Origin of the sequence: Pseudarthrobacter cellobiosi, assembly GCF_023913755.1 — a bacterium.
Taxonomy (GTDB): domain Bacteria; phylum Actinomycetota; class Actinomycetes; order Actinomycetales; family Micrococcaceae; genus Arthrobacter; species Arthrobacter cellobiosi.
This window is the reverse complement of the sequence record NZ_JAMXBJ010000041.1, coordinates 99491-114421: the sequence shown is the minus strand read 5'-3', so window position 1 is coordinate 114421 and position 14931 is coordinate 99491. Positions and strand designations below refer to the sequence as shown.

At 66.0% G+C, this 14931-nt stretch carries 14 protein-coding genes and 1 tRNA gene; 4 read left to right on the top strand and 11 right to left on the bottom strand.

Annotated features, from left to right (window positions below):
- Positions 1 to 16 precede the first annotated feature (16 nt).
- The 3 genes from malQ to NG696_RS08615 form a co-directional block, all read right to left on the bottom strand.
- Entirely contained in the window at positions 17 to 2257 is a 2241-nt protein-coding gene (gene malQ, locus NG696_RS08625) for a 4-alpha-glucanotransferase (protein ID WP_252575162.1), read from the bottom strand.
- Between the two features lie 114 nt (positions 2258 to 2371).
- Positions 2372 to 3049, bottom strand: a complete 678-nt coding sequence (locus NG696_RS08620) for a LacI family DNA-binding transcriptional regulator (protein ID WP_252575161.1) — start codon at positions 3047 to 3049, stop codon at positions 2372 to 2374.
- A gap of 6 nt (positions 3050 to 3055) precedes the next feature.
- The gene (locus NG696_RS08615; RefSeq protein ID WP_252568358.1) at positions 3056 to 3640 is read right to left on the bottom strand and encodes an HhH-GPD-type base excision DNA repair protein; all 585 of its coding nucleotides are present in this window, start codon (positions 3638 to 3640) and stop codon (positions 3056 to 3058) included.
- 471 nt (positions 3641 to 4111) lie between these two features.
- Here NG696_RS08615 and NG696_RS08610 point away from each other — a divergent pair, with 471 nt between their 5' ends.
- Entirely contained in the window at positions 4112 to 5029 is a 918-nt protein-coding gene (locus NG696_RS08610) for an ANTAR domain-containing protein (protein WP_252568080.1), read from the top strand.
- 11 nt (positions 5030 to 5040) lie between these two features.
- Here the strand turns inward: NG696_RS08610 and NG696_RS08605 are convergent, their stop codons facing one another.
- The 5 genes from NG696_RS08605 to NG696_RS08585 all read right to left on the bottom strand — a co-directional run bounded on the left by NG696_RS08605 (position 5041) and on the right by NG696_RS08585 (position 9102).
- Positions 5041 to 6048 carry an Lrp/AsnC family transcriptional regulator gene (locus NG696_RS08605; protein WP_252568078.1) on the bottom strand — a complete coding sequence of 336 codons (1008 nt, stop codon included), beginning with the start codon at positions 6046 to 6048 and terminating at the stop codon, positions 5041 to 5043.
- A 93-nt stretch (positions 6049 to 6141) separates the two neighbouring features.
- The gene (locus NG696_RS08600; protein ID WP_252575159.1) at positions 6142 to 7401 is read right to left on the bottom strand and encodes an amidohydrolase; all 1260 of its coding nucleotides are present in this window, start codon (positions 7399 to 7401) and stop codon (positions 6142 to 6144) included.
- A gap of 13 nt (positions 7402 to 7414) precedes the next feature.
- Positions 7415 to 8182, bottom strand: a complete 768-nt coding sequence (locus tag NG696_RS08595) for a hypothetical protein (protein WP_252568074.1) — start codon at positions 8180 to 8182, stop codon at positions 7415 to 7417.
- A 23-nt stretch (positions 8183 to 8205) separates the two neighbouring features.
- On the bottom strand, positions 8206 to 8940 hold the full coding sequence (locus tag NG696_RS08590; RefSeq protein ID WP_252575157.1) for a DUF5058 family protein: 735 nt from the start codon (positions 8938 to 8940) through the stop codon (positions 8206 to 8208).
- 89 nt (positions 8941 to 9029) lie between these two features.
- A tRNA-Lys gene (locus NG696_RS08585) sits at positions 9030 to 9102 on the bottom strand.
- A 205-nt stretch (positions 9103 to 9307) separates the two neighbouring features.
- Between NG696_RS08585 and NG696_RS08580 the strand changes: the two genes are divergently transcribed.
- From NG696_RS08580 to NG696_RS08570, 3 genes are all read left to right on the top strand, one after another.
- A complete protein-coding gene (locus tag NG696_RS08580; RefSeq protein WP_252568070.1) occupies positions 9308 to 9967 on the top strand; it encodes a hypothetical protein in 660 nt (219 codons plus the stop codon).
- A 267-nt stretch (positions 9968 to 10234) separates the two neighbouring features.
- Entirely contained in the window at positions 10235 to 10852 is a 618-nt protein-coding gene (locus NG696_RS08575; RefSeq protein ID WP_252568068.1) for a DUF47 domain-containing protein, read from the top strand.
- Position 10853: 1 nt separating this feature from the next.
- Positions 10854 to 11867 carry an inorganic phosphate transporter gene (locus tag NG696_RS08570; protein ID WP_252568066.1) on the top strand — a complete coding sequence of 338 codons (1014 nt, stop codon included), beginning with the start codon at positions 10854 to 10856 and terminating at the stop codon, positions 11865 to 11867.
- A 109-nt stretch (positions 11868 to 11976) separates the two neighbouring features.
- On the opposite strand, the gene pstB is transcribed toward NG696_RS08570, so the two are convergent.
- From pstB to pstC, 3 genes are all read right to left on the bottom strand, one after another.
- The gene (gene pstB, locus NG696_RS08565; protein WP_056347854.1) at positions 11977 to 12756 is read right to left on the bottom strand and encodes a phosphate ABC transporter ATP-binding protein PstB; all 780 of its coding nucleotides are present in this window, start codon (positions 12754 to 12756) and stop codon (positions 11977 to 11979) included.
- Between the two features lie 78 nt (positions 12757 to 12834).
- Positions 12835 to 13947 carry a phosphate ABC transporter permease PstA gene (gene pstA, locus NG696_RS08560; protein ID WP_252568064.1) on the bottom strand — a complete coding sequence of 371 codons (1113 nt, stop codon included), beginning with the start codon at positions 13945 to 13947 and terminating at the stop codon, positions 12835 to 12837.
- Complete coding sequence (gene pstC / locus NG696_RS08555; protein ID WP_252575155.1) at positions 13948 to 14880, bottom strand: phosphate ABC transporter permease subunit PstC; 933 nt, start codon at positions 14878 to 14880, stop codon at positions 13948 to 13950.
- Positions 14881 to 14931 lie beyond the last annotated feature (51 nt).

Sequence of the window (14931 nt, the reverse complement as noted above, 5' to 3'; positions counted from 1 at the left end):
AGGTTTCCGCCCGACGTCAGCCGCGCAGCGCCTCCGACACCGCGGCAAGGAGCGAGTTGAACTGCGGGTTGGTAGGAAGATCGTCGATGAACACCGGCTTTCCGTCCGGACCGCCGAGCGGGATCTGCCAGTTCGGATACAGCGCCTCGGTGGTGCCGGGCTGGTTCTGCACGCGCCGCTCCCCCACGGCATCCACCAGGGCCACCCCGAGAAGGACCGACGGAGTCTGGGCCAGCAGGCGGTGCAGCGCTTCGATAGTGCGTTCCTCGCTGCCGGTGCTGCTGTGGCCACCGTCGGCGGTGGCGCCACCGTCAGGCAGCAGGCCGCGTTCCCGCAGCAGCCCCATCATCTTTTCGAGCGTGGCCGTGTGCTCCGCCCGCTCTTCCGCCTCGGGGCGTTCCAGGAGGCCCAGCCTGCTGCGAAGGGCCACGTGGTCGCCCGCCAGGTAGCCTGCGGTGGGCGGCAGGTCGTGGGTGTTGACGCTGGCGAGGGCCTGCGTGCGGTACAGCTCCGGCGGCAGGGGTGAATCGCCGTCGTTCTCGAACCAGAGGATGGAGGTGCCCAGGATGCCGCGGGCAGCGAGGTAGTCGCGCACCCACGGTTCGAAGGTTCCCAGATCCTCGCCGATTACCACGGCGCCGGCACGCTGGGCCTCCAGCGCCAGGATGCCGATCAGTGCTTCGTGGTCATACGTGACATAGGCGCCGTCGCGCGGGGAGTTGCCGGCCGGTACCCACCAGAGGCGGAACAGGCCCAGCACATGGTCCACCCGGATGCCCCCGGCGTGACGGAGCACGGTGGAGAGCATGTTGCGGAACGGCGCGTAGCCTGCCTCCGCCAGGCGGGCGGGATGCCACGGCGGCTGGTTCCAGTCCTGGCCCAGCTGGTTGTACATGTCCGGCGGCGCCCCCACGCTGATCCCGGGCGCCAGGACATCGCGGAGGGTCCAGGCGTCGGCGCTGCTGAGGTCCACGCCCACGGCAAGATCGTGCACCACGCCCAGCCGCATCCCCGCCCGGCGCGCCGCCTGCTGCGCGTTCTCAAGCTGCTCGTCACAGATCCACTGCAGCCAGCGGTGGAACCCGATCCTGTCCGCAAGCTTCCCGCGCAGTGACTCCGCCTCAGGGGAACCCAGCGCGCAGTCCGGATCGGCCCACAGAGGATGGTCCGGTGCCAGGTCTTCCCGGATGGCGGACCACAGCGCGAAATCATCCAGCCCGGTGCCGGAGATCCGGCAGAATTCGTCGAACGCTGCCTGCCGCGCCAGCGAGCGCCGGGCGTGATACAGCAGTTCCAGGGCCTGGAGCTTGGCGGCGTACACGGCGTTCCGGTCCAGCCGTTCGCCGTCCTTGTTCAGGACCTGGACCTGCTCCTGCAAGCTGTCCACCGCCGCGCGCTTACGCGGCTTCAGGTAGGCGATTTCCGGGATGGCTTCCACGCGGATGTACAGCGGGTTGAAGAAGCGCCGCGTGGACGGCGAGTAGGGCGACGGCTGGACCGGCGGCACGGGTTCCGCGGCGTGCAGTGGGTTGACCAGCACGTAGTCCGCACCACGGGCGCCGCTGAGCGTGGCCAGATCCGCGAGGTCGGCGAAGTCGCCGATCCCCCAGGACCGTTTGGACCGCACGGAGTAGAGCTGCGTGGCCAGGCCCCATCCCCGACGCTCCACCAAGGAATCGGCGGTGGTGAGCCGCGCCGGAACCACCACCAGCGCGCCCTCGGCTGTGACGCCGTCGGACTCTGCCTGCAGCGTGTGCCAACCCAGCGGTAACCCCGCCGGTACGGCGAAGGTGGCCCGGCCGGTGGCCACGCCATCAACGTCCTGGGGCGGCACCCAGACGTCCTGCTGGACGGCGTCCACGGGCCCGCCCGTACCGGCCTCCAGCACAACTGTCAGACGCGCTGTCGAACCGTCCCGGACGTGGACGGGAACCAGAGCGGTTTTGCCCTGCTGGACCACGACGGCGGGCGGCAGCATCCGCCGCCACGGCGCCACTTCCGCCTCGGCCAGGGCAGTTTCGATGATTTCGTTCGTGCCGGCCGGAACGCCCAGCGCCGCCAGGACCTTGATCAGGGTCTCCGGGGCCACGCTGTGCGGCAGCCCGTCCCAGCCGTGGAACGAGGTGCCCACGCCGTGAACGTCCGCGAGGCGTTGGAGGAGGTGCTGGTCCACGGGCTCATGACCGGCGGCATCACCATCGCCCGGCGGTACCGGCGTGCCGAAAATTTGAGCGTGCTGCTGGTCTGGAGCCTTCATGGATGTCCGCCTCGTCTGGTGTGATGGGCCCGAACTTACATTGCTTGCTGACGCACGGGAGCAACACGCCCCCGCGCACGACTGTTGCAGCCAACGATAGTCCGGCGGCAGCCCTCAGGGCGCCGAATCCCGGATTTTCAGGTCAAAGCCCGCCTCCGCGTGAACGCCTTCTGCCCTCGCTTCCAGCCCCTCAATCCGGTCGACCAGCAACCCGACGGACCGTTCCGCAATCTCGCCCATACCGGGCGACACGGTGGTGAGCGACGGCGAGGCGAACCGGGCCTCGTCGATGTCGTCAAAGCCCGCCACCGCAACGTCCTGGGGCACCTTCACGCCACGGACGAGCAGTTCATGCATGGCTCCCAGGGCGAGGGCGTCGTTCAGCCCGAAGACGGCGTCGAACGGAACGCCGCTCTCCAGGAGGCTGGCGACGGCGGCTGCTCCCCCTTCGCCGCGCCATTCACCGGGTGCCACCAGGGCCGGGTCAAACGGAACCCCGGCGTCCTCCAATGCGCTCCGGTAACCATTGAGCCGCAGGCCAGCAGAGCCCGTTGACTCGCCAGGGCGGGCGCCGAGCACGGCAATACGACGGCGGCCTCGGGCCAGCAGGTGGGTCTTACCCGAGCGCAGGCTGCGGGCCGCCAGGTTCGCCTCGTCGCCCAGTTCGGCAATGGCGTCCTGGACCCGTTGCCTGGTGGCCGGCCGGATGAACTCGTAGTCGTTGAGCACGTTCGACACGGTCTTCAGCGACACCCCGGCGACGCGCGCCACATCGTTCATGGTCACTGCCATGAGCGGTCAGCCTTTGGCAGCCTTGGCCGCCGCCTTTGCTGCCTGCTTGCTGGCCCGCACCTTGGCGAGCGATTCAGGACTCACGATGTCGGCAACCGAAAGGAAGGAATCTTCCTGGCCGTAGTGGCCGGCGGCCTCGCGCCAGCCGGTCGCGCTCAGCCCGCGCTGCTTTCCCAGGAGCGCAAGGAAAATCTTTGCCTTCTGCTCCCCGAATCCTGGCAGTGCCTGCAGGCGGCGCAGCACCTCCGGGCCGTCGGGGTCGCCCTTGGTCCAGATCAGCGTCGCGTCGCCGTCCCAGTCATGCTGCACCGTTTCGGCGAGCGCCTGGACGCGACCCGCCATGGAACCCGGGAACCGGTGCACCGCGGGCCGCTCCTTGAACACCTCAACGAACGCCTGGGGTTCATACGCGGCAACCGCGGCCGGGGCGATGGACCCGATCCGGGCCCGGATCTTCTCCGGCCCGGCAAAGGCGGATTCCATGGTTACCTGCTGGTCCAGCAGCATGCCTGTCAGCAGCGCAAACGCGTCATCGGCGAGCAGTTGATCGGCGGCCGGGTCACCGGTGATATGCAGTTCCATGGCCCTCATCTTTCCACCTCCCGCGGCCTGCGTCATGACCTCGAAGATTCCGGTGTAGACGCAGCGCCCCAGGTGTTCGACGCTGAACGCCGGCTCGATGGTGATCTTGCCGGCGGAGGAGAATTCATCAGCGCGGAGTTTAGTGGTTTTTCCGAAAAACCAAGTACTACCTAATTTGAAAAACAAGTACCGATTACGCGGTCGCCCGGGACCCCGCCAGAACTACGGTCGACTAATGAGTTAAGACTCGCAAATCGCACTGGTTTGGATGTCTCACTAGGGGGTTGTGAGAAGGATGAATACACGACTCGGCAGCCGCGCTTTCCCGCTCCAAGGGGTCCGGGAAGTAAGCGGGGCCGGCGACGAGGAGGTCTTCGAGACCAAGGCCTCTCCCCCAGCCGTCGCCGGCCCTCCGTCCTCCACAGTTCCCATTCGTCCAACGCTTCCAGTCAGTTCCCGGCGTCCCCGCGGGAGGCGGACGTGAAGTATTCCCGAACCGAGGCTTCCCAGGCACACGCGTCGGCGGGCAGGAGGCCAGCGCCCGCTCATCCGGCCCAACACACCACCCAGCATGCAGCCCCGCATCCGGGGCCGGCGGCAATCCCGGACCGCAGGCCCAACCAGGCACCGGGCGATCGTCCTGGCGCGGAACCGGCAGCGAAAGCGGTCACCATCGGGATGGTCGGCGCCGACGGGCTTATCCCCGATTTGGTCACCGGCTCGAAGGACCTGTCTGACTCCCTGGAGATCCTGGCCCACCTCGCGGCGGCGGCGCTGAGCCGGCTCGCGGGCGTCCCCATCGAATGCGCCCTGTTCCTGAGCCGGGCCAAACGCTCCAGAGCCACCGCCGGAACCGGCACGCGGACCGCGACGTTGGCCCGGCTGGAAAAGGAGGTCGGCGAAGGCCCCCTGACCGAAGCCCTCACCGGCACAGGTACCGCGGCCATGAACCACGTGGCTTCCGACTTCCGCTGGGGACGCTACAGGCCGCACCTACAGGACGCCGGGTTCGACAGCGTCCTGGGCCTGCGGCTTTCCCTGGATGAGGGCACCGAGGCCGCCCTCGCCTTCTTCGCAGCCAGCCCCCAGGCGTTCCCGCTGCACGTGATCGCCGAGGCCCGCAGTTTCACTGACCTCGCATCCCGCGGCCTCAGGCTGGCCCTTGAGCTGGAGTCGGCCAGCACCAGGGCGTCCGACCTGCAGTCAGCCTTGGAAAGCCGGACGTCCATCGACATTGCCTGCGGCGTCATCATGGCGCAGAACAGGTGCTCCTACAACGACGCGATTGCCATCATCGCCAAGGCATCCAGCCACCGAAACATCAAGCTCCGCAGGGTGGCTGAGGGCATCCTGGCGAACCTGCCAGGCGGTGCGCCGGACACTCATTTCGAGCATTAGGCTGCCGCGGCTCAGGCTAGCGCCGGCACCTCCGGAATCCCGTTGCGGTACCTCACCGTGCTTCGTTTGAAGACCTCGGCATAGATTGAGGATTGCACGGCAGACACGTCAACCCGTCGTCGGAGATTGTCCTGCAAGATCCTCAGGTCATCCAGGTTGGCCACCGCCACCTGGGCGAGCACCTGTTCGCCGGACGCTGCAGCCCAGCGCGTCACCGACAAACCGGCGAGGTACTCCCCCACACCGTCAGCACCGCCGTCGGGAGATGCGGACTCGCCGGCGCGGGTGATGCTGATCAGCGATTCCACCGGGAACCCCAGCGAGGCCACGTCCACCACCGCCCGGATGAACAAGACACCTGAGCCCACCATGGCCTCCAGCCTGCGGCTGACCGTTGCCTTGGAAATGGAGACCTCGGAAGCAAGTTCATCCACCGTTGCCCGGCCGTTGCGGTGCAGCAACCCGGCGAGGGCAGTGTTCGTTTCATCGAGCGGCGCCACGCCACTGGGTGTCCCGCCCAGGCGGCCGTCCTCATCGGGATGCAGGGCGGCGTACTGCTTCTTGTCCAGAACGTCCGGCGTCCAGCCGGAGGGCGTCCTGAAATATTCGAGCAGCGGCACCATGGTGAAGGACTGCACGCCGTCCACCTCGGCGAGGCGCCGGTAGAGCAACTCGGCGAGGTCCTCAGTGGTGATGAATATTTCCGCGACGCCCTCGTTCGACCCTGCCAGCGCACTGACCCACGAGGACTCTTCCTGGTCCGCGAGCCACGAACACACAGCGCGGAGGTCCCGCGGCACAGCCTTCACACGCAGCAGGAAGGCCGAGCGCGAACTGACTGCCGCCGGGTTAATGAAGGCGTTGATGCGGATGGCACCGGATTCGAGCAGTTTGTTGCCGCGGCGCGCCACGGTCCGTTCCTGCTGGCCCAGCACGTCAGCGATTAGCCGCCACTGGGCTCGGCCATCGCGCACCAGCGCGGCCACGATCTGCCGATCGAGCGCATCAAGCTGCTCCATGTCCGGTTCCTTTCAGTGCTGCTGCCCACATCCGACGCCGGGTGGCGGCGATCCGAACACCGGGGCGGCATTGACCTGCCGTCCCGGCGAAGATCAGTTCCGGCCCAGATAGGCTAGCACTCCGGAAAGTGCCGCCCCTGTCCCGCAGACGACGGCGGCGCGTGCGTCCGGCGCGAAGAACGGCGAGTGGTTCCCGGCCGGCGATGCGCCGTCGTCGAACAGGTCCGGATCAAAGGCGCCAAAAGCCCAGAAGACGCCCGGAACGCCAATAGCGTCGCTGAGCCAGCCGGCATCTTCAGAGCCCATCCCCAGCGGCGCCTCGGACAGTGCCTCCGCACCGAAATCCGCGGTGAATGCTTCGATGACACGGCGCGTCGACGCCGGATCGTTGAAGCAGCGGGGGAAGTTGTTCAGTTCCTCGATAGTGGGTTCCGGCGCAGCCGACGCAGCGGCTTCGGCTGCGACGATCCGCCGGATGGCGGCAAGCACCGTGGCGCGGACGCCTTCATCGGGCGTCCGGACGTTTACCGTGAACTCCGCGGAGCCCGGAATGATGTTTTCTTTAAGGCCCGCATGGAAGGTGCCCACCGTAACAACAGCCGGGGTGGACGGCGACAGTTCGCGGGACACGATGGTCTGGAGCCGGAGGACCATGGCTGCCGCGGCAACGATCGGGTCGATGGACTTCTCCGGCTGGGAGCCGTGCGCCTGCTGGCCGTGGACCGTAATCTTCCAGGAGTCGGCCAGGCTGGTCATGTGGCCGTCTCGGACAATAAGTTTGCCCTGTCCCACCGGCATCACGTGCTGTGCCAGGACCACTTCTGGCTTGGGGGCACGGTCCCACAGGCCGTCGTTGATCATTGCCCTGGCACCGTAAGCCGTCTCCTCCCCTGGCTGGAAGATCAGGACCAGGGTCCCCTGCCACAGGTCCTTGCGTTCCGTGAGGAGCGCGGCGAGTGCCAGTGCCGCGGTGATGTGGGTGTCGTGTCCGCAGCCGTGCATCACGGGGGCGGTGCCGCCGTCGGGCAGTGTTCCCGTTGCCTCGCTGGAGTAGTCCAGGCCGGTCTGCTCGGCGATGGGCAATCCGTCGGTGTCGGCCCGGAAGCCGACGACGGGTCCCTCGCTGTTTTTCAGGACGGCTACTACGCCGGTGGTGCCGCAGCGGAAGGATTCGATCCCCAGCGTCGCCAGCCGGGCTTCGATGTACGCTGCGGTCTCGAATTCCTGTGCCGAGAGCTCGGGGTGGGCATGCAGGTACTTGTAGACGTCAACGTACTCGTCCACAAAGGATTCAGGAACGTCGACGGCGGCGGTCAGCCGGACGCCAGTGGTGGCAGTAGTGGTGGTGGTCATCTTTGTTTCCCTTTCAGCGGGTGGGTTCGGAGATCTGGGCGGCCTGGGCTGTTTCGCCGGGCGCCGCTTCATGAGAGACGGCGGCCGGACCGGACGAACGCGCGAACCAGGACACAGCGATGGTGATGATGACGGCGAGGGCCGTGGCGAAGTAGGTCAGCGCCGGTGCCAGCGGAACCACAACGAACACGATGACCGCGGCGACAATGACGGCCACGGTGGTGGTGCGGCGGCTCCTCATAGCCATCACGCTCTGCAGGACCACGGCGCCGAAAACGGCCGGCAGGATGTATCCGCGGGCGGTGGCAATGAGTGGCGCCGGGAGCATGCCCACCAGCCAGGTGCCCAGGACGCCGACAAAGAGGATCAGGGTGGTGATGTGGATGAGCACCGCGCCGATGATGGCGCTGCCGGCGATGAGTTCGGCCCGGCGGGTTCCCGGCCTCTCGCCGAGGTTGGCCTGGGCGACGACGGCGGCGGGGAGGAGTTTGTTGGCGATGTTGCCGATCAGGAACGCCTGGTACATGGCCGAGCGGCCCAGGATCGGGAAGTAGGAGATGGGCTCAATGATGGCGATGACGCCGAAGGTGGCCAGCACGGCGGCCACGGCGGTGACGAGCTCCACCGCTGTGATGCCCATGCCCGAGCCGAAAGCGGCGTACAGGGCAGCAGCCAGGGAGATGAGCAGCCCCAGCGCCAGCGTGATGGGCCCCCAGATGGAAGTAGTGCGATCAAATGCGGCAAGTCCTGCGGATGTGTCAGCGGAAGTCGTTGTGGACATCAGAATGGCTCCTTTCGGGGTTTTCAGGCTGCGGTCATGAAGTAGGCGGCCGCGAGGGCCACGACGATGGAGAATCCCAGTCCCCATTCACGCAGCCACGGGCGCCGAAGCCTGTGGGACAGCAGGAGGCAGACGCCCATCGCCGCCGCTGAGGCGACCATGGTGACCAGGTGGGCCGGAGACTTGACCACCTCCGCGAACGCGAGTGTAAAGAAGGCACCCAGCAGCGCCGCCGTCGGGACGATGGCCATCACCGCCGGATTAACTTTGCGGAGTTTCGCATCGCCCTTGCTCAAGATGGGCGTGAGGATCAGCGCGGAGAGCATCCAGGCGAGGCCGCCGATGGTCATGGCGGCGAAGGCGAGGGCGAAGATTTTCTGGGTGTAAGTGGGTCCGCCCAGTTGGGCACCCTGCGTGCCGGCTGAGATGCCGGCAGCGGCGACATCGAACGCTGCCGATCCGACCAGGCCAATGCGGGCGAGTACCGCCGGTGTACCGAACAGCGGAAGGAGGGAAATGGCAATCAGCGCCACGGCCAGCGACGGCCCGATGGCCGCCACAGCTCCGGAGCGAACCGAGCTGTTGACTTGGGCGGGTGTCAGACCGACGGCTGGCGCCGCTTTCCGGATGGCCTTGAAGTAGATGACCGACTGCAGGATGACTACTGCGAAGACGCCCGCGGCAGCCGCCCAAAGGATCGGGTGGTGGATCAGGGGCGTTATATCGGTGGAACTGGGATCGACAGCTGCGATAACCACGTTTGCTCCCTCGCAAAGTGACGAACACCTCGGGCGGGCGCTTAACGAAAGAAGACCAGAGACGAATTGTCTCTGGTCTTCCGCGCGGGTGGGCCCTGTGGGGATCGAACCCACGACCCACGGATTAAAAGTCCGATGCTCTACCAACTGAGCTAAAGGCCCCAGCCGACGGTCACACGACCGATCAGCCCAGTCCATTTCTGGACGTAAAATACTTTACCCCACACACGGGGCGGCTTTGGCACGCAGGTTGTCCGCCGCCGTCGTATGTTCCGAATTCCGCGCAGCGTCACCGGCGCTGGTAAGGTCCATCCTGGCTGCGAACAGTACTCGATTTCCCGCGCGGCACAGGAGTAGCGTGGGGGGCATGAGCGAACAAGCAGGACCCAGTCACTACGGCGGAGCCAACCGGCATCACAAGCCCAAGCCGTTCGCCCCCATCGACTTTGAGCCGTTCGCAGGCGGCCCCGATCCTGCGCGCGTCTCCGAGGCCGCCCACCTCGCCGCCCAGGCACTGGTGCGCCACGGACGCGTCAGCGACGATCCCGTCATCACCGAACGCCTGGTCAAGCTGACGGACGAACAGGGACTGGAGGCCATCGCGGAGATGTGGGCCGAAAGCCCGGCGCGTTCGCTTCCCGGCGCCCTCTGGCGGCTGTACGCCCTGCGCGCCGCCACTGTCCAGGACCCGGAACGGATCTCGGTCTATTTCCGCGCGGGCAAGGACACGGCGCAGGTTTCCAACGTGGTGGCCGGCGCCGCTGAACCGCCGGGAGCCGAGGAAATGCGGGCCATGGCTGACGCCATTCTCTCCGGGGCGTTCGACGGCGAGTTCGACGTCGCGCTGGAGCGTTCCGCCGCGTTCTGCCGCGTGGTGGCGCTGGGCCAGGCGACGATTGCCGACGGCGCCGAGCTCGGCAACGAGGCCCACGCGAGCAAGCTCACACGCAACTCGCACCAGCTCGTGAAGACGGCCGAGGACCTTGAACACGCGGCAAATGCCTGGCGCCTGGGCGAGCTCGACTGAACCACCGGCGCCGATCTGTCAATGTTGACTTGGGCCAAGCAACGTAGAACACTGAAACTGGTGTCGAGCCGCGAAACCCCCGGGCTTCAACAATTAGCCGCCTAGAGCGGCCTACCGCCGAGAGGCGTATCCGGTTCGGCACCATTTTTCTGCCTGTTTACAGGCTGAAGACACGGGCCGGTAGAATCAACACAGCTGCTGGCCTGCGTCAAGTTACAAGTGGGCGGCCCCCGACCCCTGTACATCCCCGGAGACCGGTATCCCAACGTGAAGCTGCGCCTTTTTCCCCAGGAGCCCGCAGGGCTGACCCTGCTGTCCCAGATGGCCCAGCAAATTGTTCATGCCAGCGCCACCATGGCAGAGATCCTTGGCGTCCCCGCATCCGAGCACGCCAAGCTCGTGGACGACATGCACAACCACGAAGCCAAATCGGCCGAGCTGCACTTTGCCCTGCTCACGCACATGCGCACCAGCTTTGTGAACCCGCTCCCCCGCGAAGACATGTACGCGCTGTCCCGCTACCTCAACGAGGCCCTCGAGAAGCTGGACGGCGCCGCGGAACTTGTTTTCCTGTACCAGCTGGACCGCCTGCCGCGGCGGGCCGCCGACCAGGTGGATGTCATCAGCCGGCAGGCCGAACTCACGGTGGACGCCATGCGCCGGCTGAACAACCTCGACGACCTCGAGGACTACTGGATCGAGATCCTCAGGCTCGCAAAACGCGCGGAACGGACCCACCGGGTCTGGGTGGCGGACATGATCCGGGACATGAAGTGGGCGCAGTATTCCCGTAACCGCGACGTCGCCAACCAGCTGGTGGAAGTCACCAAGGACATGCGGCGCATTGCCACCCAGGTGGGCAGCATCATCGTCAAGGAATCCTGAGGTGACCGCAGCCATCTTCGCCACCGTGGTTCTGCTGGCCGCGGGATTTGCCTTCCTGAACGGTTTCAGGGACGCCTCCACGTCCGCTGCCCTGGCGGTCCGCACCCGGGCGCTCACGCCAAGCGTGGCCGTGCTGCTCGCGGCCTTCTTCAACTTCCTGGGCGCCCTGCTCAGCGCCAGCCTGGCGGTCACCATCAGCCAGACCTGGATCAGCCTTCCAGAGGGCACCAGCGGCCTTAGCATCCTGGTTGCAGGGCTCGCGAGCGCCTGCGTCTGGGGCGTCCTGCTGTGGTGGCGCGGTATCCCGGCGTCCTCCACCCATGCCCTGGTGGGGGGGCTGGGCGGCGCTGGTCTGGCCAGCCTTGCCGTGGGTGGCCCCGGAGTTGGCGGGGTAGACCAGTCACTTCTGTTCCAGGTGGTATTGCCATTGCTTCTGTCGCCGCTGGTTGCGTACAGCGGCGCGTTCCTGCTGGTTCTGCCGGTCACGTGGGCGGCGCGCTACACTCAGCCCAGCGTGATCAACCAGCGCTTCCGCCGCAGCCAGTCCATCGCCGCCGGCGCCGTAGCATTCGGTCACGGCCTGCAGGACGGCCAGCGGATCAGTGCCGTACTGCTGCTGGCGCTGCTGGCGGCTGGATATTCCGACGACGGCACTATGCCCATGTGGGTGGCGCTGCTCTCAGCGGTGATGATCACGGTGGGAACGCTTTTCGGCGGCTGGCGGATCTCCCAAACCATCGGCTACAAAATCACCCGGGTTGACCCGCTGCGGGGCTCCGTGGCCCAGATCTTCAGCGCGTTGATCCTGTTCGTGGGCGCCATCGGACTGCACTGGCCTGTGTCCACCACCCACACCGTGACGTCCGCCGTGCTGGGCGCCGGCGAGAACCAGAACTTCTCCGTGACAAACAGGAAGCTGGTTATCCGGATTCTGGGGCTGTGGGTCCTGACCCCCGTGGCAACCGCCTCCGGGGCGTTCGTGCTGGCCCTGGCGATGTCACCTTTGGCGGGCTGAGCGCAAGCTTTAACGCCGCATCGACTGCTCCAAAAGCGCCCTTCTGAGCTGTCAAAAGGGCGCTGCCGGAGCAATCGATGCGTATTTGTGGCTGGGGAGCGGCTGGGGCTTATCCGAAGCGGCCGGAGACGTAGTCCTCGGTGGCCTTCACTGTGGGGTTGTTGAAAATGGTCTGGGTGTTCCCGTATTCGATCAGCTTGCCCGGCTTGCCGGTACCGGCGATGTTGAAGAACGCCGTCTTTTCCGAAACGCGGGCGGCCTGCTGCATGTTGTGGGTCACGATCACCACGGTGTACTGGTCCTTGAGATCGTTGATAAGGTCCTCGATGGCCAGCGTGGAGATCGGGTCCAGCGCGGAGCACGGCTCGTCCATGAGGATCACCTGCGGTTCCACCGCAATGGCACGGGCGATGCAGAGGCGCTGCTGCTGGCCGCCTGACAGGCCGGATCCGGGCTTCTCCAAGCGGTCCTTGACCTCGTTCCAAAGGTTGGCGCTCTGCAGGGACCTCTCCACGAGGACGTCGGCCTCGCCCTTGGAGATCTTCTTGTTGTTCAGCTTCACGCCGGCCAGCACGTTGTCGCGGATGGACATCGTGGGGAACGGGTTGGGCCGCTGGAAGACCATGCCGATCTGCGAACGCACCGTCACGGGGTCCACGCCGGGGCCGTAGAGGTTGTCGCCGTCCATCAGGACTTCGCCTTCGACGCGGGCGCCTGGCAAAACCTCGTGCATGCGGTTCAGGGTGCGCAGGAACGTGGACTTGCCACAGCCTGAGGGACCGATGAAGGCCGTTACGGACTTGGCCTCGATGTTGATGCTGACATCCTCCACGGCCAGAAAATCGCCGTAGTACACGTTCAGGTCTTTGACGTCGATGCGCTTAGACATGGTGTTCCTTCACTTGCTGGGTATGGATTGAAGTCTAGGGTTTGGCCGCGAGGACCGGAATGGCCTGCTGAAAAAATTTCACCGGCCGGTCTTGGGGGCAAAGGTCCTGGCGATCAGCCGGGCGCCAAGGTTCAGCACCATCACCAGGATGATCAGCACCAGGGCGGCGCCCCAGGCCCGCTGCGAGGACGGGTCCGGGTTGGCCGGTGAGGTGGGGTTCAGGATCTGCGTGTAGATGAACGTGGGTAGCGAGGCCATCCAGCCGCCGAACACGTTGTTGTTGATGCTGGTGGCAAACCCGGCGGTGACCAGGATGGGCGCAGTCTCACCGATAACGCGGGCGATCGCCAAGGTGACGCCGGACGCGATGCCGGAGATCGCCGTCGGGATAACCACCTTGAGGATGGTGCGCCACTTACGCACACCCAACGCGTAGGCCGCTTCGCGCAGTTCGTTGGGGACGATCTTGAGCATTTCCTCGCTGGAACGCACCACGACAGGAATCATCAGGACCGAAAGCGCGACGGCGGCGACGGCACCGGTTTTGGTGCCGGGCCCCACCACGGCGAAGAAGAACGCTGCGGCGAACAGGCCGGCCACGATGGACGGGATGCCGGTCATAACGTCCACAAAGAACGTGATGGCACGGGCCAAACGGCCGTCGTGGCCGTACTCCACCAGGTAAATGGCGGTCAGCAGTCCGACGGGCACGGAGATCACGGTGGCTACCAGCGTGATCTGGATGGTACCCAACAGGGCGTGGTAGATGCCACCGATAACGGGGGCGCCCTCTTCAACAGCCTTATTGTCGTAGACGCCCGTGACGCCGTTCATGGAGCTGGTGAGGAAGCCCGGGGCGATGAGGCCGGGGACTCCGTTGACCAGCACCGTCCAGATCACGGAGATCAGTGGGAGCAGCGCGACCAGGAACGAGCCCACCACCAGGCAGGTGGCCAGCTTGTCCTTGGCCTTGCGGGAGCCTTCCACCGCGGCGCTCCAGCCCACCAGGCCGGCAGTGAAGAGGATGGCCGAGACGAGGCCCCAGCCAAAGGCATTGAATCCGATCAGTGCCAGGATTGCGGCGCCCACGATGAGCGCGAGTCCCAGGACAACGTACGGCGCGTACTTGGGTAGCTGGCCTTTGGTGAGGGCTGAACGCTTACTGCGCACGGGGGTAAGAGTGGAGGACATTTAGTTGGCTCCCGAGAATTCTTTGTGCCGGGTGATGATCCAGCGGGCGATCATGTTCACGCCTAGGGTGATCACAAACAGGACCAGGCCTGCGGCGATGAGCGTGCTGACCTTCAGGCCGCTCGCTTCGGGAAAGTTCAGGGCGATCTCCGCGGCGATGGTCTGATTGCCGGACGTGATCAGGCTGGCTGTCAGGGCACCGGAGGAGAGGACCAGGGCAACTGCCATGGTCTCGCCCAGAGCACGGCCCAGGCCCAGCATGACGGCGCTGATGATGCCCGGACGGGCGAACGGCAGGACCGACATTTTGATCATTTCCCAGCGCGTGGCGCCGAGGGCCAGGGCGGCTTCCTCATGGAGCTTGGGCGTCTGCAGGAAGATTTCGCGGCTCAGGGACGTGATGATCGGCAGGACCATCACCGAGAGCACAATGCCCGCGGTCAGGATGGTTTTGCCGGTGGCAGAGGCGGGACCTTGGAAGATGGGCAGCCAGCCCGTGTTCTCGGCCAGCCAGTTGTAGGCGGGGGAGATTTCCTTGGCGAGGAACGCCGCGCCCCAGGCACCGTAAACCACCGACGGGATGGCGGCCAGGAGGTCCACCACGTAGCCAAGGCCGGACGCGATTCCGCGCGGGGCGAAGTGGGAGATGAACAGGGCCACGCCAATGGCGATGGGAGTTGCGATCACCAGTGCGATGACGGCTGCGACGAGGGTGCCGATAACGATCGGCCAGATGTAGGCGAAGAAGCCTTCGCCGCCCTGGATCTCGGCGGCCGGGGCGGTGAGCGCCGGAATGGCCTGGACAACGAGGAAGAGGGCCACGCCGAACAAGACGGCGAGGATGAGGCACCCGGCGGTCAGGGCGGCGCCGGAAAAGATCTTATCCCCGGCGCGGCCTGCGCCCTGGGAACTACTCAGGGGGGTGGCGGTCATTCCAGACCCTTCGGTTGTGGGCGGTGCCTAAATCGAGCTTACAAGCCAAAG